Source organism: Amphritea atlantica (assembly GCF_024347255.1).
In the GTDB taxonomy this organism is placed as follows: domain Bacteria; phylum Pseudomonadota; class Gammaproteobacteria; order Pseudomonadales; family Balneatricaceae; genus Amphritea; species Amphritea atlantica.
In genome coordinates, this window is sequence record NZ_AP025284.1 from 2,569,859 (window position 1) to 2,589,756 (window position 19,898).

Below are 19,898 nucleotides of genomic sequence, written 5' to 3' on the forward strand. Positions count from 1 at the left end.
CCTCAGTAAAATTTTTATAAACGCTTTATATTTTTATTATGACGGCCACGCGGGCACAGAACCGTTTTGAAAAAAGATTAAACGAACTCCTCGGTATCAATCTCTGCCTGGGTTGCCGGGTTATAACGACTCCCCGTGACGGTGCTCTGATTGATAATCTGGTCGAGTTGCAGGAAAGCTTCAGCGCTCAGCTGCAGATCCACAGCACTGATATTTTCTTTCAGATGATCAGGGTTCGTAGTTCCCGGAATCGGGATAATATTTTCATCACGCCCCAGCAACCAGGCGAGAGAGAGCTGCGCCAGGGTCATCCCTTCGGCTTTAGCAACGCTCTCTACGCGGTCCAGAAGTTGTAGGTTTTCAGCATAATTTTCCGGATAAAAACGCGGCATTCCGCGACGGATATCCCGCTCTTCAAGGGCATTCACATCCCGCAGCTTTCCAGTCAGAAACGCTCTGGCTAACGGACTGAACGCAACAAAGGTTGCACCCAGTTCGCGACAGGTATCCAGCACAGCAATCTCTGCATTACGGGTCCACAGGGAATATTCAGTCTGCACCGCCGCAATCGGATGCACTTTACTGGCTTTCCTGAGTGTCTCTGCGGAAACCTCTGATAACCCAACATCACGAATTTTGCCTTCTGAAACCAGATCAGACAGTGCTCCTACACTATCTTCAATGGGTACATTCTTATCCCAACGGTGCAGGTAATAGAGATCAATCACATCGGTTTGCAGCCGGCGCAGACTGTCTTCACAGGTCTTTTTGATCATCTCAGGACGACCATTAATTTCACGCACGCCCGCATCGTTTTTAAACATGCCGCATTTACTGGCCAGCACAAAATCGTTACGACGCCCTTTTAGCGCCTTGCCCAGTAAAATCTCGTTATTACCGAAGCCATATAACGCTGCGGTATCGAGCATGCTGTACCCCATGTCGAGAGCCTGCAACAGAACCTGCTCTGCGTCCTTCTCGGAAGGTGGCGTACCATAAGCATGTGACAGGTTCATACAGCCCAGCCCTATCGGCGAGCATTCGAAAGAACCGAGTTTACGGGTATTCATGAAGACAACCTCTCCTGCTTTAATCGTGCTTTGGGTTTACTCTGCCGCTGCCAGACATTTCTCCAGCTGGTCGAGGGTTTCCATGGCAGGGTAGCACTGGCTCAGGCTGGAGTTGGGCTCACGGCCCTCGCGAATAGCCGCAAAGAACTCACGATCCTGCAGCTCAATACCGTTGAAAGAGACCGCTACGCCAGACAGATCAACCGGATTACCTTTACCATCTTCAAGATCATCATAACGGGCAATATAAGTGCCGTTATCACAGATGTAACGGAAGAAGGTTCCGAATGGACCATCGTTGTTGAATGACAGAGACAGAGTACACAGCGCGCCACTGGGTACTTTCATACCGATACTCATATCCAGAGCGATCCCCAGATCTGGGTGAATCGGTCCCTGCATAGCCTGAACCTGACTGGCGGTTTCACCTGTCTGATACTGGAACAGATCAACCGTATGACAGGCATGGTGCCACAGCAGGTGGTCAGTCCATGAACGGGGCTCGCCTTTTGCGTTGGTATTCGTACGACGGAAGAAATAGGTCTGTACATCCATCTGCAGGACATTAAGCTCACCTGCCTGAATCTTATTGTGGATCCACTGGTGGCTGGGGTTAAAACGACGGGTATGACCGGCCATTGCTACCAGACCGGTCTCTTTTTGCAACGCGACAATCTCTTTGGCATCTTCAATATTGTCTGCCATTGGGATCTCAGTCTGAACATGCTTACCTGCTTTGAGGCACTGTTTTACCTGAGCGGCATGCACCTGAGTAGGAGTCGCCAGAATAACGCAATCCACATCATCCCGGGCAAGGCTTTCAGCCAGATCAGTGGTGTAATGAGGGATGTTATGTTCAGCAGCAAACGCTTTAATTTTCTCTAAATTAGAGCTGCCAACAACAGAAACAACCTCGGCATCTTCAATAGCACGGATCGCTTCCAGATGTTTCATACCAAAAGCGCCTGCAGCGCCGGCAATACATACTCTCATTGAACTTTCTCCAATTTTTGTCTTCTTTGCTTCTCAATGCAGAAGCAGCACAAATATGATCAACAGAACTTACTGACTCTATACATAACAAGCTAACACCGGTTATCAGAACAGGATAATTAAATAACCGGTAATATTATTCATTTTTTGCATAGAATCAGTTTTATCACTGATCATCAAGATCGACCCCATGGTCTGTATCGCTGAGCAGATTTATGAATACAGACTGCGTAGTTGTTGGCTTCCAGTTATTCCTGACACTGATACCTATAGGCCTGTATGCGTGCTCAACCTCATAAGGAACTGTCTTAAAAACGCCTGTAGAAAGCTCATGCTGAATCTGATGCTCGGATATCATTGTCAGGCGATCACTACCCATCAGCAGCGAACGAACCAGAATCTGAGAACCGGTTTCCACCAGCCGGGAGGGCACGTCTAACCCCGCTTCAGTGAACGTTGACTCAAAGATAGCCCGTGTTGGCGTGCCTTTTCCCGGCACCACCCATGGATATTTTTGCAGCGTTTCCAATGACACATTGCGATCACTACAGAGAGGATGACCCGGCCTTGCGACTATCTCAACCGGGGAGGAAAACAGTTCCTCCTGAATCACATCATCAGCGGGTACGGGAAAGCGCAACGCACCCAGCAGCAGATCGATATCGCCATGCCGCAGATGGTATAAAAGATCATCATAGGGGCCATCGTTAACCCGGATTCTGAAATCGGGAAAACGCTGGGAAAACTCTATAATCGCCTTTGGCAACAGTGATGTCCGCGCCAGGGGCATACTACCGATCACCAACTGCCCCACTTCCCGGTTATGCAGTGCATCGACCTCATCCCGGCCCTGACTAATTTCCGAAAAGGCCAGTTTACAGGCGCGGGCTAATGCCCTGGCCGCTTTGCTTGAACTGATACCGGTGCTGGTCTTCTCAAATAAAACCACCCCCAGAAGCGCTTCCAGCTCTCGCGCAGCACGGTGTAGCGAAGATTGAGAGATACCCAGATTCCGACCTGCAATACTAAAGTTGTGAGCCTCGGTTACCGCAATAAGCGCCCGCAACTGAGTCGTTGTCAACATCTGTAAAAGGTGCGCTGGCTGGGACTTACTGCCCCCCAGCCTGACGGCTCCCCGCAACCCCTCAAGCACCATATCCAGCGCTCGCTGAACACGAAGCGCAAACACCTCACCGGACTCACTGACATACATACCATCACTGCGGCGACTGAACAGCGAAGCACCCAGTGCAGTTTCAAGCTTTGCAATCGCCTGAGTTATTGCAGGCTGCGACAGGAAGACGCGCTCTGATGCTTTACTGATACTTTTGCACTCGACAACCTCCAGAAAAACCCTGAGATGCCTTATATTTGGTATTTCAAACACGTATACCGCCCTCTGAAAAGTGTTCACTAAAACATAGTCTATCTCAAAAACTAATACCATAACTTTAAAAACTGAATAGCCACAACCGGGTCGTTCAGAATACCTTTAAGCTATGTTTGCCCGTTTTGCTAAGTGGAACCATCCTGTCTGGTAATCCCCTTTCAGGTTTTTCCTATAGGTAAATCAGGCGCACCACTATAAACAAGGTATGAGAGAACCGAAGATGATTATCGACTGTCATGGACACTACACCACAACGCCTCCAGGCGTTGGCGAATATCGTGAGCAGCAAAAAGCGGCTATAGCTAAGGACCCATCATTCAAAGGTGAGAAAGGCAAGGTCGTCGTCAGTGATGATGAGATCATCGAAAGTATCGAAAAAAACCAACTGCGCCTGCAGCAGGAACGTGGAACCGATCTGACTATTTTCTCTCCCCGTGCCAGTTGGATGGGTCACCATATCGGCAATGAATACACCAGCCAGTACTGGACCGAGCATCAGAATGATCTGATCAAACGGGTCTGCGACCTGTTCCCGAAAAACTTTGCCCCGGTTGCGCAGTTACCACAGTCCCCCGGTGTTGATCCGGCAAAATCAGTTGCCGAGCTGGTACGTACCGTTGAGCAGATGGGCTTTATCGGTTGCAACCTGAATCCAGATCCTTCCGGTGGTCACTGGCAGGATGCCTCCCTGGCGGACAGATCCTTTTATCCATTGTATGAAAAGATGTGTGAGCTGGACGTACCCGCGATGATCCACGTGAGTGCTTCCTGTAATGACTGCTTCCACACCACTGGATCTCACTATCTGGGGGCAGATACAACCGGCTTCCAGCAGTTGGTGATGTCCGATGTGTTCAAAGACTTTCCTGAACTGAAAATCATCATCCCCCACGGTGGTGGTGCAGTGCCTTACCACTGGGGTCGTTTCAGGGGCCTTATGCAGGATCAGGGTTATGAGCCGCTTGAGATCTCAGCACTGAAAAACATCTATTTCGATACCTGTGTTTATCACCAGAAAGGTATCGATCTGCTGCTGGATATTATTCCAACAGAAAATATCCTGTTCGCTTCCGAGATGATCGGTGCGGTACGCGGCGTCGACCCGGAAACCGGTCATTATTTCGATGACACCAAGCGGTATATCGATAACAACAGCAAGCTCTCAGCGGAACAGAAGCAGATGATCTTTGAAGGCAATGCCCGCCGGGTATTCAGCCGTCTGAAAATTGTCGAGTAATCAAAGCGCGCCCGATACAGGCCTGATGATTTAGGAGAACAGTTATGCAAGAGAATGTTGTTGTACAAAATATTGAGCGCGCCGATCCCGCTATTATAGAAGCGCTCGGCAAGTGTGGCGTTGCGACGGTACATGAAGCACAGGGCCGCCGTGGCCTGCTGGCCGACCACCTGCGCCCGATTCAGATGGATGTTACTATTGCCGGTTCTGCTATCACCATCTCCGGAGCGGCAGGCGATAACTGGATGATGCACGTTGCGATTGAGCAGTGCCAGGCGGGCGATATTATGGTGTTTGCCCCGACCTCCCCGTCTAATTTTGGTTTTTTTGGTGATCTGCTGGCGACCTCTGCACAGGCTCGTGGAGTCGTCGGCCTGATCATTGATGGCGGTGTTCGTGATACCCGTGATCTGCGTAAGATGAACTTCCCGGTCTGGTCAAAACATGTTTTCGCCCAGGGCACCATCAAAGAAACGCTAGGCTCAGTTAATATACCAATGGTCTGCGCAGATGAGATCGTCAACCCGGGCGACATTATCATCGCCGATGACGACGGTGTGGTGGTGGTTCGCCGTGAAGAAGCAGAAGAGGTTCTGGCGGAAGCACTGGCTCGGGAAGCACGGGAAGAGGAAAAGCGTGTACGTATGGCAAATGGTGAGCTGGGACTGGATATCTACAACATGCGCCCACGTCTGAAAGAGAAAGGACTGAAATATGTCTGATTCAGCACGCTGTATGTGGATGCGGGGGGGGACCTCTAAAGGGGCCTACTTCCTCGCAGAAGACCTGCCATCTGATACCACAGAGCGGGATAACTTTCTGCTCAACATTATGGGCTCACCGGACCCGCGTCAGATAGACGGTATCGGCGGCGCTGATCCGTTGACATCAAAAGTGGCGGTGGTTAAGAAATCGCAACGCCCCGGCGTCGATGTTGATTATCTGTTTCTGCAGGTATTTGTTGACCAGGCGACCGTTACGGATGCCCAGAACTGTGGCAACATTCTCGCGGGTGTCGGCCCGTTTGCAATTGAGCGCGGCCTGGTCGATATCAGTGGGGATCAGACCTCCGTAGCCATCTATATGGAAAATACCGGTCAGATCGCCATTGAGGAGGTGCACACCCCCAACGGTAAAGTCAGCTATCGGGGTGATGCCTGTATTGATGGTGTTCCGGGAACATCCAGTGCCATCCCTGTCACCTTCCAGGACACTGCAGGTTCAAGCTGCGGCGCCCTGCTGCCAACCGGTAATCAGGTTGACATCATCGATGGTGTCGCGGTGACCTGTATCGATAACGGTATGCCGGTCGTGGTCATGAGAGCTGAAGATCTGGGTATTAGCGGCACGGAATCCCGGGAGCTGCTGGAGCAGAATGAAGCGCTTAAATCCCGCCTCGAATCGATCCGCCTGCAGGCGGGCCCAATGATGAATCTGGGTGATGTCACCCACAAATCGGTACCTAAAATGAGCATGGTCAGCCGGGCGACTCAGGGCGGTTCAATCTCGACCCGCACCTTCATCCCCCATCGCTGCCACGCTTCGATCGGTGTACTGGGTGCAGTCAGCGTTGCGACAGCCTGCATTCTGCCGGACTCTCCGGCACATGCACTGGCGGACATACCCGAGGGCTCGACTAAAACGATGCCGGTTGAACATCCGATCGGTGAGATGACCGTGATTCTTAAAATGAATCAACAGGGCGATGCAGAAAGTGCTGCGATCTTACGAACCGCCCGTAAACTGTTTGATGGTGAAGTGTTTGCGGACTGATTCGCTGAATCAAAACTTTGCCTACTGAGTCTTTCCAACATAAGAACAGGATTAAATAATGGACGCTGATTACCTTCCATTCCATGACAGCCCCAGCAAGCCAGAGTTTAAAGCTCCAGCCGGGGCAGTCGATGCTCACTGTCACGTATTTGGACCCGCGGATAAATTCCCCTACCACCCAAAACGTAAATACACCCCCTGTGATGCATCTAAAGAACAACTCTTCGCCCTGCGGGACTATCTTGGCTTTGCACGCAATGTCATCGTTCAGGCTTCCTGCCACGGTACTGATAACGCGGCCCTGATTGATGCGCTGAACACAGCCGGAGAGCTGGCACGTGGTGTAGCCGTTGTTGATCCGGCTATCACAATGGAAGAGCTGCAGGCGATGCATGAGGCCGGCGTTCGTGCGGTTCGCTTCAACTTCGTTAAGCGGCTGGTCGATACCACCCCCAAAGAGGTCTTCCTCAGTGTTGCTGAGAAGATCAAACAGCTGGACTGGCATATCGTCGTTTATTTTGAAGCGCCAGATCTGGCAGATCTTATTCCGTTTCTGAAGCAGCTGAACACCACCATCGTCGTTGACCATATGGGCCGTCCCGATGTTGCAAACGGTGTTGACCACGAAGATTTTCAACGGTTTATCAACCTGATGGCTGAAAACACTAATATCTGGACTAAAGTCAGCTGTCCTGAGCGTCTGACTCAGCAAGCTCCTGACTACAGCGATGTCGTTCCATTTGCCCGCACCCTGGTTGAGAAGTTTCCAGACCGGGTTCTGTGGGGCACCGACTGGCCGCATCCCAACATGAAATCCCATGTGCCCGATGATGGCAAACTGGTTGACGTTATCCCACTGATTGCACCAACAGCAGAACTGCAACAGGCGCTGCTGATTGATAACCCGATGCGTCTGTACTGGGATAAATAATCTCTTTCAGCAAAGCATCAGGGTGACCGAATCATCCATGTCCCTCACTGATGCAATTAGCATCAGTGACAAAGGCCTCATTCAGAGGCCTTTTTATCACCTTCCCTCCCCGCAAAACTGTTTATGGTGATGGTATTTCTCACTACCCGAAAACACTGCAGGCAGCTATATCAAATTTATTCAGTAAACGGGTAAGGCAAAATCTATATCAGCAGCGGCTGAACACATGAGATGACCGGAGGCTGCCATAACGTAAGAAGCTAACAGTCTGCCGCTTTACTCAGCCGGTTTACGATGCGTTTCAGCAACGGCTTTGACCACAAACGCACTGCCCAGCAGCCCAAGAAAACCAATACTACAAGTGGCCACAGCTAAACCGGCCAGCTTGACCATAAAACCAATGATCAACGGCCCTGAGGTCACCCCCACATCGGCAAACAATCGCCAGATGCCGATAAAGCCTCCACGGTTTTTCTGAGGCGCCAGATCTGAGCCCATAGTCATAATAACGCCTGCGGAAACACCATTACCCAGGCCCATCAGCGAAGCGATCAGGATGAGGCTCCACAACCCCTCGGCTAACGGCAACAGGCTGATACTCATACCCAGCAGTACAAGACTGGTGATAAAGATAGGTTTACGGCCAATACGATCACTCAGACTACCGGCCGGATAAAACAGCAGCGTGTCAATGATGGCTCCCGCTGAGATGGCAATACCGATACTGGTTTCATCCAGCATCAGGGCCGCCCCTGTCAGAGGCAGCAGAAGCGCCCTCGAAGAGCGCACCAGCATGAGTGCAAATGAGGCAACACCCGCCGTCATAAACACCTTACGGTTATCGATAAGGGCATCACGCAGTGCAATAACGCTGTGACTGTCATGCCCCTGAGGTTTTGTATAGGAAACCCAGCGCACAACACACAACACTACCAGCAACGAGCAGATAGCAAACACTGCCAGTGTTACCTGATAGCCCTGTGCGGCAATTAGCATACCTGCCAATAACGGGCCGATAACATTACCCAGGCGAATGGTTCCGGCAGACAGCGCCATCACTCTGCCCCGCTCTTCAATAGACGAGGCGTCGGTAATAAAAGAGATACGCCCCACCAGCCAGCTACCATGTGCCAGGCCAAGTAGCAGTGCTGTTGAGATTAATACAGGCATCGTCGGAAACTGAGACATCAGCAGCAGTGCTAGGACAGAGGCAAACGCGGCACCAAGCATTACCCGTTTATCACCGAATCGCGCCAGCAGCAATCCAGCAGGCAGATCCGCCAGCATCATCCCGATACCTTTCAGGCCAATAATCATCGCCGATTGTGCCAGCGTTCCTCCAATAGCCAGCACATAAAGTGGTAATACAACCAGCATCGCCTGCTGCACAATGGACACAATAGCAGAGGGGCAAACCACTGGCAGAAAAAACTTACGCAGTATTCTGGTCACAATAAACCTGTCTTAAAGAGATTGAAGCGGTGAATGACAAAAGCGGAACTGAGTGACAATTATAGTGAGCTAATCAGGGGGAGACGAATCATTCTATGTCGATAGCAATAGAATAATTCGAATAGCTATCGTCCAGCCCTCTTCAACCCCACCACTATTGACTGGTTGACCGACCCACTTAAAATAATGAATTTTTCTAATCTTTCATTCAAATAATACTCGTTTGTATGGTGTCATACCAAAGTCTAAAATAGCCTCTATCTTAAACATTTAAAGGAATATGACCATGAGCAAGTACATATATACCGATCAATCTGCTGATTATGACCTGAATAAAATTGTTGCAGAAGCTGAGCGCATGCGTGCAGAATATCTGCTTGAAATGGTTTCTTATATCGCTAAAAAAGTGACCAACCTGTTTTCTGCTGAACTGCCTGAATTCATTCCAGGACCACTGGCTCACCGCTAAGAGAGCCAGTCGTCTTCATCACTCAGCTGATAAACGCTCCACAATAATTTTCAACTGTTCATCCGGCGCTATCGCCACATCCAGCGTGATATACGCTATGCCCTTTTTCTGCAGTTCTGAGACACAGTCACTGGCTGGCTGCCACCCCTTTCCAGTCAATTTAATAACAGCATCAGCCCTGTTTTTCTCTGCCAGCGCCAGCAACTCACTGGGATAGTGAATTTTTGCGCCGTTCATCAGGTTGAGGTGATTCCACGGTTCTTCATCGATAAAAGCCAATAGGGAAAACCCACCACGTTCAAGCAGGATGGTTGACAGATGATGGCTATGGTAGCCAGTATCGATCATGATCAGTTTTTTCAAGCTCTGTTTTTTCAGTCGACGGAACCAGCCTGACACAGTGGAACTCCGCCTCAGATCAGCCCATTAAGCGCTTCTATCCCTGCTTCAGCGCACTGCAGATCTTCTGGTACTTTGCCGCCGGCAACGCCCACAGCCCCCACCACACTGCCATCCACCAGCACCGGCAAACCACCGCCGAACAGTGCCACTTTTGGGTGTTGTGCTAAACCATTCGCAACAATGGGTCTGCCCTCCAGCAGTTCCGCCCACTTCTCAGTTGGCGATCTGAAATTTGCAGCGGTGTATGCCTTTTTCTCAGCGAAATCCATCGCCGGTAATGGCGCTCCTGGCTCACGCAGTGACACCAGACGATTACCGGCACTATCAACCACCACCACATTTACCTTGATCCCCAACTGATTACCGTGATTAATCGCAGCCCGGGCGATCACCAGAGCGGCATCCAGTGTCAGTGATGCCTGCAGATAGGTTTTACTCATCATATTCCTGCTATTTCGTTATTTTCGTGTTTCGGGAAACTATAGTGTATCGATTGTATAGCATCTCAGATTGCACACGTTAACACCCATCTGTTTTCTTTGAGCACTATTCAGTTTTTCGATAACAATTGCTTCTGTAAAATGCTTTACTCTATTATCTGCAACGACCAGAAACACAGGAATAAAGATGACCCAGGTAACGACAGAGATCACCGCCTATCATGCACACGTCTACTTCGATGCCAACAGTCTTAACCAGGCGGTTGAGCTGTGCGAAAAGGCCCACGATACACTGGGGGTCGCGATGGGCAGAGTACACCAGAAACTGGTAGGCCCGCACCCTGAATGGAGCTGCCAACTCTCCTTCAGTGCGCCAGACATCGGCAAGGTTCTGCCGTGGCTAATCCTTAATCGTAAAGGACTGACTGTCTTTATCCATCCGGTTACCGGCAACGACCTTGACGACCATACCAAATATATTATGTGGCTCGGCGACAGTAAGCCCCTCAACATCGAACAGTTCCTGCAATAACTTATTTCACCGGAACTGCAGATTTGTACTAGGCTGACCATACAGGGTTTAATTGTTAAATAAGCGATGAAAACGATAACAGCCGAGGACATCCATACCCGCCTGCCCCAGGAAAAAATACGTCAGGGGTCTCTGTTTGGAGCGCTCACCGATGACTGTATTAACTTTATCCTCGAGCAGGGGCGGATACTTGAACTTGCCAGCGGAGAGAAGGTATTTAACGCCGGCGATAGCGGCAATGCTTTCTATGTCGTTCTGGAAGGCAGCCTCAGCTTTGTCAAACTCCACGATGGCAAGCGTTATAACACCCGCGATATCGGTTTTGGTGAAGAGGTTGGCTTCGTTGCTATGATCGCCCTGCACAACCATGCAGGCTATGCCGTTGCCAACTGTGACAGCCGGGTGCTGGAGATCAGTTCTGATCTGTTTGCCCGGGTTCATGAAAACTATCCCTTTGACTTTGGCATTATCACCCTGAATCTGGCTCGCGATATGGCCAGAAATATCCGCAAACTCAGCAATGCGCTGGTCGAAAACGCGATCAAATACTGAGCGCCATAGAAAAGCCCCTGCAAACAGGAGCTAAAGAATCGGTTGAAGAGCATGGGATAAAGCCCGATAGCGGTAAACAGAAGCGCTTAACCCTTCCTCAATCGCAGCAATTCCAATTAAATTAAAATCTTACAAAACAAACATAACTATATAATTTAAAAGAGAATTATAAATTAAGTTCGCTATCTTCCGGCATACGCTGCGCTTCAATCTCTTCGGTAATCCGTTCTACCTGTTTTTCCGCTTCCAGACTGCTCGATTCAAAGCGGGCAAGGTGATACAGGGCATCCCCTTCATTAACGACCGGAATATTGTTCTGTCCGATAATAATACCGGAATTAGGTGCGACCACCTCCTCTTCATGAGCCCCGAAAGGCGATGCAACCACCCCCATGATCTGTCCCTTGCTAACCCGTTGACCAACCGAAACCACTGACCTGAAAACACCATCGGAATTGGCCCGAATCCAGGCTGAAGAGTGGGCAACCACAGGTGCAAGCACTTTTTTAGATTTCTTCAACGGTGGCAACATTTTCAGGTAGCGGACAACGTTTAACACACCGCGGATCCCTCCCCGGATCGCCCGGTCATCAAACCTCAGTGCTTCCCCCGCCTCATAAAGTATCAAAGCGATATCTGCTTCATCAGCACACTGGCGCAGCGAACCATCCCGTAACTTTGAATCAATGATCACCGGTGCACCAAATGCATCCGCCATCTCTTTTGCCACCGGGTTGTCCAGATTTGCCCTGATCTGCGGCATATTGCTGCGGTGAATCGCCCCGGTATGCAGATCCAGCACATGGGTACAGTGACTCAGAACCTGCGTCCTGAAGATGTAGGCAATCCGACTGGCAAGTGAGCCCTTCTCACTGCCGGGAAAACAGCGATTAAGATCGCGCCTGTCCGGCAGATAACGGCTTTGATGGATAAAACCAAAAATATTAACCACCGGCACAATAATCAGCGTCCCGGCAATGCGGTGCAAAGATTTATACTTCAAGAGCTGACGACAGATCTCTACACCATTGAGCTCATCACCATGAATTGCAGCACATACCATTAGTGTTGGCCCGGCGCGGCGCCCATGAATCACCTCGATATCCAGATCCAGATGGGTATTGGTATACAGACGAGCCAGATCGACATGAATCGTTCGCCGCTCGCCCGGCTTTACAATACAACCGGCAATCTCAAGCGGTTGATTCAGTTGCGCCATAAAGTATTATCCTTTGCCCCGTGTGCGTGTGCGGGTCGCTTTTTTCTTTTCTGCAACACTTTTCTCAATAAAGGTGATTATGCTGTGAGCCACATCCTTGCCGGTAGCCCGCTCCACACCCTCCAGGCCTGGACTGGAGTTTACCTCCATCACCAGCGGCCCCCGCTCAGAGCGCAACAGATCGACACCAGCAACATTTAATCCCATGGTTTTAGCCGCCAAAACAGCTGTCGCACGCTCCTGGGGAGTGATTCTGACCAGTGAAGCCGATCCGCCACGATGCAGGTTAGAGCGAAACTCACCCTCTTTGCCCTGACGCTTCATTGCCGCCACCACTTTATCGCCGATAACCAGACAACGGATATCCGCACCGCCAGCCTCTTTGATAAACTCCTGAACCATAATATTGGTTTTCAGCCCCATAAAAGCCTCCAGCACACTCTCGGCAGCCTTTCTGGTTTCGGCCAGGACCACACCGATCCCCTGAGTACCCTCCAGTAGTTTGAGCACCACAGGGGCACCACCCACCATATCCAGAAGATCGGGAATATCACTTGGTTTACTGGCAAACCCGGTAACCGGTAAGCCAACTTTCTTGCGCGATAACAACTGCATTGAGCGCAGCTTATCCCGGGAGCGGCTGATCGCTACAGACTCGTTCAGCGGGTATACCCCCATCATTTCCAGCTGACGTAGCACAGCGGTACCATAAAAGGTTACCGATGCACCAATCCGGGGAATAACCGCATCGAAGCTGCCCAGATCCTCACCTTTGTAGTGAATACTCGGTTCTTCAGAGTTAATGTTCATATAGCAACGCAATACATCCAGTACCCGGACTTCATGACCGGCAGCCTCTGCTGCCTCAATCAAACGACGCGTAGAATACAGAGACGGATTGCGCGATAAAATGGCTATCTTCATTATAAAACCTTACTGTTCAGGCGGATGAATGCCTTGTGAAATTAAATATGCGCCTTCAGGATCTATCAGGAAGCGGCCGTTCATCGCCGTTCTGCCCAGTAACATTCTGAATCGCATTGTGTCTCTGTTAGTCAGTGTCAGCTCTATAGGGTATTGCTGATCACCAATTACAATATCAGTCAGTATGACATAGCGCTGACTCTGATGCCCCCCCGAGTCGGTGACCGTGCGTATATCCTGCACTGGAGCCTCACAGCGAATAACCGTATCGGGATCGTACTGATTTGGATGCACATCAAAGCTCACCCAATCCTGGCCCTCTTTCTGAAACGGCTCAAGCCTGAACGTATGTAGCGCAGAGGTGCGGGCGCCAGAGTCTACCTTGACCTTGATCTGATCAATGCCAAGCCCCGGCAAAGACACCCACTCACGCCACCCGATAACCGGTTTATTCTCGCTATTCAAGATCGCATCTCCTTCACTCACCAGTCAGTTGAGCATAATCAGAGGTCTTAAAATCAGATCATCCGGTTACGTTAATCCACCAGAACCTGGCGCCAGCACGTTAACCGATGACGATATACACCATTATTCAGCAAACAGATAGTCCACTGATGAAAGTTATGAATAAACAGTGACTTTCCTGCCCCTTTATAAAACTTTATCTTCCTGGGCGGGTCAACCCATTACTTGTGAAGGCTTTATGCCGCTCTGATAAATACCTCAGGCGGATACGCGCACAGACTGTGCAATTGCAGTATGAATACCTGCGCTACCCGGTATAATCAAAACCTGTGTTTTTTACCCGCGCCAAAATACGGACGACGATTTTAATGCGCCTGATACTTCTGTTACTGCTCAGCAGCCTCTCTCTACAGATTATGGCTGGCAATCTCGCTATCACCATTGAGGGTGTAAACTCAGAGCAGGAAGTCAATATCCGCAGCATGCTGAGCATCGAACAGTTCAACAATAAAGAGGTCACCAATCCTAGTCGGTTACGCTACCTGCATAGTCAGGCAGACAGTGAGATCAGGACAGCACTGCAGCCTTTTGGTTTCTACAGGCCGCAAATTAAAAGCCAGTTAAACAAAACAGATCAGGACTGGGTCGCCCGTTACAGCATCACCCCCGGTAAGCCAGTGCTGATATCAAAGCTGGATATACAGCTAAACGGTGATGCCAGCAACGACAAATCCTTTAAGCAGCTACTGGCAAAAAGCCCCCTGCGTCAGGGCCTACCTCTGATTCACAGTCAGTATGAACAGCTGAAAAAACAGCTCAGTTCACTGGCCGTCGAACGGGGATATTATCAGGCAACCCTGACGCGTCACCGGGTGGAAGTGAACCTGTCCGATTATTCGGCAACGATTATGCTTTACTTCGACAGCGGCCCCCGCTTCAATATTGGTGAAATATCTTTTGCCCCCAACCCCTTTGACGATGATTATCTCAGATCCTATGCCACTTTCTCATCCGGAGACCCGGTGCAGAACAGCAGCCTGATCGACCTGCAATCAGCGCTGATCGATACTGACTATTTTCAACGGGTGGAGGTCAGGCCGCTATGGAACGAGATGAGCGACACTGAAGTCCCCGTTTACGTTGATCTGCAGCCCAATAAGAGAACCAAATATCACCTGGGCCTGGGTTATGGCACCGATACCGGCGCACGGGCGAAGCTGGGTATGACAAAACGCTGGGTTAATCGCCAGGGTCATCAGTTCCATACTCAGCTGCTTACCTCAGAGATTATCACCAATCTCTCTGCTGAATATTCGATTCCGGGTAAAAACCCCCGTCAGGACCGCTACTCCATCCTCTTCAGCCTGCTGGATGAGAACTCCGACAGCGTTGAAACACGCAATTACTCTATTGGCGTGTCGCGGCAGAAACAACTGGGAAGCTGGCAACAGGTGATGGCCCTGAATTATCAACAGGAGGAATCAACCTTTAGTGGCGAGACGGACACCTCCTACTTTCTGATCCCACAGATCAACTACAGCACCCTATCCACTGAAGACCGTTTACATGTAAAAAATGGCTACAGTCTCTCTGCACAACTGCGTGGCAGCAGCAAAGCGGTGATATCAACCGAAGATTTTGTCCAGACCCGCCTCAGTGGCAAAGGAATCTATAGCTTTACCGATAAGTTTCGCCTGCTCACCCGGGCTGAAGCCGGTACCACCTGGGTCGATAACTTCGACGCCCTGCCCGCCAGTCTGCGTTTTTTTGCCGGCGGCGACAACAGTGTCCGGGGCTACGATTACAAAAGCCTGGGGCCACGCAATGACAGTGGTGATGTTATCGGGGGTCGCAACCTGCTAGTGGGCAGCCTTGAGGTTGATTATCGTTTTAAAGAGAACTGGGGAGTGGCGGCGTTTATCGATAGCGGAAATGCGTTTAATGATACCCGACTCAGTCTGCATACCGGTGCAGGCATCGGTTTGCGCTGGTTCTCTCCGGTAGGGCCGGTTCGTTTCGACCTGGCAGTTCCTCAGGACAATGGTGACGATAACAGCATTCACCTGCATTTTAATCTGGGGACCGATCTGTGAGCCCATCTGGAAAATCAGCTCAGTCAGAGTCTTCAACTGAACAGCAGCCTGCGCCATCAACTGATCAGCAACATCGGCCAAAGCGGATACGTCGCCTGTTCCGGATGCTATTGATACTGCTCATGGTGTTCGCTCTGCTGGCAAGCGCCACACTCCTCTACTTCACAGCAACGACCAGCGGTCTGCGGCAACTGATCGCCATAAGCCAACAGTGGCTGCCGGGCAAATTAGAGGTTCAGCAGATTGAGGGCTCAATCCTCAGCCAGCCCGATCTTAGAGGGATCGCCTATAGACAGCCGGACACAGAACTGCGTTTCAACCGCATCTCACTGGACTGGCAACCATCGGCACTACTTACCGGCCAGTTGCACATTATCAGGCTGGATATTGAGCAGCCGGTCATTACAACGACAAGTCAGGCCACAGCGCCCCCTGATAAAAATCAAACGACCGACCTGGCTCTGGAAGATATAACCCTGCCTTTGACGCTACAGATTGATGCGTTAAATATCAGTCAATTAAGCCTTATAAACGCTGTAAAAGAAGATGATCAGCCAGCAACCACAACTAACGTTTCAAGCGCTTTCATCAGTGTCCATACCTCGGACGATACACTGTTCATTGATCAGTTTAAGGTTGTCACCCCGCAGGCCCGGATGCTAATCAGTGGTCAGCTTCAACCCAATGGCCAGTTCCCGCTGGAGCTGAACACCCAATGGAGTTTAACCCTGCCTGAGCAGCAACCGCTGTCGGGCCAGGGCAACATAACCGGAACACTCAAGGGAGATAGCAACACCCTGAAGGTTGAGCAGACACTCAGCGGATTAATCAACACGGAGCTTTCAGCATCGCTGCAAAACCTGCTGAAAAAACCACAGGGAGAGCTGACTTTACAGCGTATAACAACTGATCTGGGGCAGTTTACCCCGCAGTTAAGCGATAGTAACCTGAGCGGATCGGTAACCGCACACGGCAGTGATGACCAGCTTAAACTCAATAGTCAGCTAGAGACAAAGTTGCCTGAAGTCGGTGCGATACAGCTCTCACTTCAACTTCATTTTGCAGACAACACGCTGCAGATTGATCAACTGAATCTGATCCAGACTGAACCGTTACAGGGCAACCGCCGCAATCCGCTAATGCTCCAGTTAACCGGTAAAGTGGCTGTAACCAGCGAACCACTCAGCTTTGATATACAGGGGCACTGGAATAACCTGCGCTACCCTCTTCAGGGGGAGGCAGCCTATTTAAGCCCCAAAGGCGAGCTTCAGGTCAGTGGTGATCTGCAACACTATCGGTTTACCCTCAACAGCGCTTTTGCAGGCCCCGCCATCCCTCCAGGTCAGTGGACGCTGACAGGCAGCGGTAACAGTGAGGGGCTAGAGCCTTTTTTGCTGACAGGAAAAACACTGGAAGGCAGTGTCAGGGTCAGTGGTAAAGTCCGTTGGCAGCCGCAACTGAACTGGAATCTGAAAGCCAGCGGAAAACAACTGAACCCCGGACAGTTCTGGCCGGAATGGCCCGGCAAGCTGGACTTTCAGGCAGCGGTCACTGGCAGTCAGCCCGCAGCGGAACCGCTCAGAGTTGAGCTACTGCTTGATTCCCTCAGCGGGGTGCTGCGCAATGAACCCCTCAGCAGTCATGGCAAGGTCACGGTTAACGGTAGCGACATCAATATCGCCGATCTTCGTCTGAACATAGCCGCTACTGCCATTCAGGCCAGCGGAACGATAGATGAAGAGCTCAACCTTTCCTGGTCTGCTCACTCGCCCAATCTGAACCAGCTGCTGCCCAGTCTGCAAGGCAGCCTGGATGGTAAAGGCACGTTAACCGGTAGCCAGAAAACGCCGCACCTTATCGCCACCCTTGAGGGGCAGAATCTGGCATATGATACCTATCAAGCCAGCCACTTAAACGCAGACCTGGATCTGAACCTCAGCCCGGAAACCCGTTCACATATTCGGCTCAGCGCTGCACAGCTCAATATCGCTGGCAACCAGTGGCAAGAACTTAACATCGCTGGTCAGGGGACGCCTGATAAGCACCAACTGACACTGACAACCGATAAGGGCCCCGCCGACCTTGAACTGGCGCTCAGTGGCCAGTGGAAAGAGGAGCAGTGGCACGGAACCCTGAACACACTTAACCTCATTCAGCCGCAACTGGGCGGCTGGCAGATTCAGCGCCCGGTGGCTGTGACACTGAGTTCCACTGCGGCACACCTTGATAGCCTCTGCCTCAACTCAACCATCAAAACCGACAGTTCCCTGTGTGCCTCAACCGATTGGTCAGCGACCCAAGGGCTTGAAGCAGCCATCGATACGAAACAACTCTCGCTGACCCACCTGCAGCCCTGGATACCAACTCAGGCGGCATTACAGGGTTATCTGGAGTCTGATCTGAAGTTTTCACAAGCACCGGGCCTGGCACCGGAAATTAAAGGCTATGCAGTTCTGAAAGATACCGAGCTACTGCTCGAGGAGGATGACCTTAAAATACGTGCTGACGATATTACCCTGCGTATCCAGGGTCACAACAATCAACTCAGAGCAGGTCTGAACCTGCCACTTCGGTATCCTACGGGAAAACTTTCAGCACAGGTCACCGTTGATGATCCTTACCATAGCAGAAAGCTTAATGGCGATCTTAACCTGTCCGTGGATGACCTTAAATTCATCTCCCTGTTCACACCGCAGCTTCAGGCGATCACCGGACAGATCAGTTCGCAACTGGCGCTGAGTGGAACGGTAGACAAACCCGGTATTGAGGGACATCTGACCCTCAACCATGCCAGTGCGGACCTGCCCGCGCTGGGTATAAGCCTGCAACAGATCAACCTCGATGTAACTGGCGAACCCGGTAGCAACACTTTGCTGATTAACGGCGGAATGCAATCCGACAATGGCCCTGTTGAGCTGCATGGGCAGTACAACCCGGTGGCCGATAGCGGAGAGTTGACTCTGGAAGGCACACGTTTCAAAGCCGTTGCCACCGAGGAGATTCAGGCGTGGATATCCCCCTCTGTTAAGCTGAACGTGACCCCGGATCAGATTGTATTGCGAGGCGAGATTAAAATACCGGAGGCCAGTATCAAGCCACCCGAGATCGAAGCGACCTCGCCGGTATCGGATGATGTAGTGATTGTCGACCCGAATCACCCAGACACGCCCGGGGCGACCCACAAACGCAATCTGGATGCCCAGATGCGAATTACCCTCGGGGATAAGGTCAACCTGGAAGCGCTGGGGTTTGAAGGACGCTTATTGGGCAGTGTACTGATTGAGGATGATGGCCGACAGGTCATGCGTGCCACCGGCGTTATGCAGGTAGCTTCGGGTCAGTACCGCCTCTATGGGCAGGATCTTAATATTGATCGCGGCAGCCTGGTCTACAGCGGAGGTCCGGTGGACAACCCCGGGTTAGATCTGCGAGTGTCGCGACAGGTGGAGGATATCACTGCCGGTGCAAAAGTATCCGGAACCCTGAATGATCCCCGTCTCTCGCTGTTCTCCGAACCGGCCATGCCGGAAAGCAGCCAACTCTCCTATCTGATGTTTGGTCACGCGCCAGGCGCTGGCGGCAACTCGATGAGTGAACAGGAACTGCTGTTTAAAGCCGCATCAGCTTTAACCCTGAAAGGCGGCAACACAATCGCTGAGCAGATATCAGAAACCTTTAATATCGACGAACTGGGGGTTGCCGGAGGCGATACTGCGACCGATACATCGCTGTATATTGGCAAATATCTGTCGCCCCGCCTGTATGTTAAATATGGGGTTGGACTGCTCGAGCCGACGCATACATTCTTTATGCGTTATCGTCTCAATGATGCCTGGAGCGTGGAAACCCAAACCGCCACAGAACATAACGGCGGTGATATTATCTACACAATGGAGCGATAATCTGAGGAGCGTTAATCTGAAGACAGGATCCCCGACGCAAGCGCCCTGCCCGCT

18 protein-coding genes are annotated in these 19,898 nt (G+C 51.0%); 9 read left to right on the forward strand and 9 right to left on the reverse strand.

All coding sequences use genetic code 11. The features are described 5' to 3' along the window. Positions 1-77: 77 nt before the first annotated feature. From OCU43_RS11820 to OCU43_RS11830, 3 genes are all read right to left on the reverse strand, one after another. Positions 78-1,070 (reverse strand): aldo/keto reductase, encoded by a 993-nt coding sequence (locus tag OCU43_RS11820; RefSeq protein WP_091355316.1) that lies wholly within the window; start codon positions 1,068-1,070, stop codon positions 78-80. A gap of 36 nt (positions 1,071-1,106) precedes the next feature. Next, the gene (locus OCU43_RS11825) at positions 1,107-2,063 is read right to left on the reverse strand and encodes a Gfo/Idh/MocA family oxidoreductase (RefSeq protein ID WP_091355319.1); all 957 of its coding nucleotides are present in this window, start codon (positions 2,061-2,063) and stop codon (positions 1,107-1,109) included. 166 nt (positions 2,064-2,229) lie between these two features. Then, positions 2,230-3,450, reverse strand: coding sequence for a LysR family transcriptional regulator (locus OCU43_RS11830; RefSeq protein ID WP_091355322.1), 1,221 nt, complete (start codon positions 3,448-3,450; stop codon positions 2,230-2,232). A gap of 223 nt (positions 3,451-3,673) precedes the next feature. Between OCU43_RS11830 and OCU43_RS11835 the strand changes: the two genes are divergently transcribed. The 4 genes from OCU43_RS11835 to OCU43_RS11850 are packed head-to-tail and all read left to right on the forward strand — an operon-like array spanning position 3,674 to position 7,394. Beyond that, positions 3,674-4,690 carry an amidohydrolase family protein gene (locus tag OCU43_RS11835; RefSeq protein ID WP_091356221.1) on the forward strand — a complete coding sequence of 339 codons (1,017 nt, stop codon included), beginning with the start codon at positions 3,674-3,676 and terminating at the stop codon, positions 4,688-4,690. A gap of 44 nt (positions 4,691-4,734) precedes the next feature. Beyond that, positions 4,735-5,412, forward strand: coding sequence for a 4-carboxy-4-hydroxy-2-oxoadipate aldolase/oxaloacetate decarboxylase (locus OCU43_RS11840; RefSeq protein WP_091355324.1), 678 nt, complete (start codon positions 4,735-4,737; stop codon positions 5,410-5,412). Next, positions 5,405-6,463 carry a 4-oxalomesaconate tautomerase gene (locus tag OCU43_RS11845; protein ID WP_091355327.1) on the forward strand — a complete coding sequence of 353 codons (1,059 nt, stop codon included), beginning with the start codon at positions 5,405-5,407 and terminating at the stop codon, positions 6,461-6,463. The genes OCU43_RS11840 and OCU43_RS11845 overlap by 8 nt, the downstream gene beginning before the upstream one ends. Positions 6,464-6,521: 58 nt before the next feature. Beyond that, positions 6,522-7,394, forward strand: coding sequence for an amidohydrolase family protein (locus tag OCU43_RS11850; RefSeq protein WP_091355329.1), 873 nt, complete (start codon positions 6,522-6,524; stop codon positions 7,392-7,394). Positions 7,395-7,670: 276 nt separating this feature from the next. On the opposite strand, the gene OCU43_RS11855 is transcribed toward OCU43_RS11850, so the two are convergent. Continuing rightward, the gene (locus OCU43_RS11855) at positions 7,671-8,846 is read right to left on the reverse strand and encodes an MFS transporter (RefSeq protein WP_091355332.1); all 1,176 of its coding nucleotides are present in this window, start codon (positions 8,844-8,846) and stop codon (positions 7,671-7,673) included. Positions 8,847-9,132: 286 nt separating this feature from the next. Here OCU43_RS11855 and OCU43_RS11860 point away from each other — a divergent pair, with 286 nt between their 5' ends. Beyond that, positions 9,133-9,315, forward strand: a complete 183-nt coding sequence (locus OCU43_RS11860; RefSeq protein WP_091355335.1) for an RSP_7527 family protein — start codon at positions 9,133-9,135, stop codon at positions 9,313-9,315. 18 nt (positions 9,316-9,333) lie between these two features. Here the strand turns inward: OCU43_RS11860 and OCU43_RS11865 are convergent, their stop codons facing one another. Beyond that, positions 9,334-9,714 carry a hypothetical protein gene (locus OCU43_RS11865; protein ID WP_091355338.1) on the reverse strand — a complete coding sequence of 127 codons (381 nt, stop codon included), beginning with the start codon at positions 9,712-9,714 and terminating at the stop codon, positions 9,334-9,336. A 14-nt stretch (positions 9,715-9,728) separates the two neighbouring features. After that, a complete protein-coding gene (locus OCU43_RS11870; protein ID WP_175483453.1) occupies positions 9,729-10,157 on the reverse strand; it encodes a GlcG/HbpS family heme-binding protein in 429 nt (142 codons plus the stop codon). A 187-nt stretch (positions 10,158-10,344) separates the two neighbouring features. On the opposite strand from OCU43_RS11870, the gene OCU43_RS11875 reads away from it, so the two are divergent. Both OCU43_RS11875 and OCU43_RS11880 read left to right on the forward strand, forming a co-directional pair. Beyond that, positions 10,345-10,689, forward strand: a complete 345-nt coding sequence (locus OCU43_RS11875; protein ID WP_091355344.1) for a DOPA 4,5-dioxygenase family protein — start codon at positions 10,345-10,347, stop codon at positions 10,687-10,689. A gap of 66 nt (positions 10,690-10,755) precedes the next feature. Further along, positions 10,756-11,241 carry a Crp/Fnr family transcriptional regulator gene (locus tag OCU43_RS11880; protein WP_091355346.1) on the forward strand — a complete coding sequence of 162 codons (486 nt, stop codon included), beginning with the start codon at positions 10,756-10,758 and terminating at the stop codon, positions 11,239-11,241. Positions 11,242-11,407: 166 nt separating this feature from the next. On the opposite strand, the gene OCU43_RS11885 is transcribed toward OCU43_RS11880, so the two are convergent. The 3 genes from OCU43_RS11885 to OCU43_RS11895 are packed head-to-tail and all read right to left on the reverse strand — an operon-like array spanning position 11,408 to position 13,849. Then, positions 11,408-12,460 carry a succinylglutamate desuccinylase/aspartoacylase family protein gene (locus OCU43_RS11885; RefSeq protein ID WP_091355349.1) on the reverse strand — a complete coding sequence of 351 codons (1,053 nt, stop codon included), beginning with the start codon at positions 12,458-12,460 and terminating at the stop codon, positions 11,408-11,410. Positions 12,461-12,466: 6 nt separating this feature from the next. Then, positions 12,467-13,384: a 30S ribosomal protein S6--L-glutamate ligase gene (rimK, locus tag OCU43_RS11890; RefSeq protein ID WP_091355352.1), complete on the reverse strand. Its 918-nt coding sequence runs from the start codon at positions 13,382-13,384 to the stop codon at positions 12,467-12,469. Between the two features lie 9 nt (positions 13,385-13,393). Then, positions 13,394-13,849 carry an ATP-dependent zinc protease family protein gene (locus tag OCU43_RS11895; protein ID WP_091355355.1) on the reverse strand — a complete coding sequence of 152 codons (456 nt, stop codon included), beginning with the start codon at positions 13,847-13,849 and terminating at the stop codon, positions 13,394-13,396. 368 nt (positions 13,850-14,217) lie between these two features. Between OCU43_RS11895 and OCU43_RS11900 the strand changes: the two genes are divergently transcribed. Both OCU43_RS11900 and OCU43_RS11905 read left to right on the forward strand, forming a co-directional pair. Continuing rightward, positions 14,218-15,942: an autotransporter assembly complex protein TamA gene (locus OCU43_RS11900; protein ID WP_091355357.1), complete on the forward strand. Its 1,725-nt coding sequence runs from the start codon at positions 14,218-14,220 to the stop codon at positions 15,940-15,942. After that, on the forward strand, positions 15,939-19,844 hold the full coding sequence (locus tag OCU43_RS11905) for a translocation/assembly module TamB domain-containing protein (RefSeq protein ID WP_091355359.1): 3,906 nt from the start codon (positions 15,939-15,941) through the stop codon (positions 19,842-19,844). The genes OCU43_RS11900 and OCU43_RS11905 overlap by 4 nt, the downstream gene beginning before the upstream one ends. The last annotated feature ends 54 nt before the right edge of the window (positions 19,845-19,898 follow it).

Bases quoted from the DNA above. Each gene is read 5' to 3' on its own strand.
- OCU43_RS11820 (WP_091355316.1), bottom strand. From the start codon at position 1,070: ATGAATACCCGTAAACTCGGTTCTTTCGAATGCTCGCCGATAGGGCTG.
- OCU43_RS11825 (WP_091355319.1), bottom strand. From the start codon at position 2,063: ATGAGAGTATGTATTGCCGGCGCTGCAGGCGCTTTTGGTATGAAACAT.
- OCU43_RS11835 (WP_091356221.1), top strand. From the start codon at position 3,674: ATGATTATCGACTGTCATGGACACTACACCACAACGCCTCCAGGCGTT.
- OCU43_RS11840 (WP_091355324.1), top strand. From the start codon at position 4,735: ATGCAAGAGAATGTTGTTGTACAAAATATTGAGCGCGCCGATCCCGCT.
- OCU43_RS11845 (WP_091355327.1), top strand. From the start codon at position 5,405: ATGTCTGATTCAGCACGCTGTATGTGGATGCGGGGGGGGACCTCTAAA.
- OCU43_RS11850 (WP_091355329.1), top strand. From the start codon at position 6,522: ATGGACGCTGATTACCTTCCATTCCATGACAGCCCCAGCAAGCCAGAG.
- OCU43_RS11860 (WP_091355335.1), top strand. From the start codon at position 9,133: ATGAGCAAGTACATATATACCGATCAATCTGCTGATTATGACCTGAAT.
- OCU43_RS11870 (WP_175483453.1), bottom strand. From the start codon at position 10,157: ATGAGTAAAACCTATCTGCAGGCATCACTGACACTGGATGCCGCTCTG.
- OCU43_RS11875 (WP_091355344.1), top strand. From the start codon at position 10,345: ATGACCCAGGTAACGACAGAGATCACCGCCTATCATGCACACGTCTAC.
- OCU43_RS11880 (WP_091355346.1), top strand. From the start codon at position 10,756: ATGAAAACGATAACAGCCGAGGACATCCATACCCGCCTGCCCCAGGAA.
- OCU43_RS11885 (WP_091355349.1), bottom strand. From the start codon at position 12,460: ATGGCGCAACTGAATCAACCGCTTGAGATTGCCGGTTGTATTGTAAAG.
- rimK (WP_091355352.1), bottom strand. From the start codon at position 13,384: ATGAAGATAGCCATTTTATCGCGCAATCCGTCTCTGTATTCTACGCGT.
- OCU43_RS11900 (WP_091355357.1), top strand. From the start codon at position 14,218: ATGCGCCTGATACTTCTGTTACTGCTCAGCAGCCTCTCTCTACAGATT.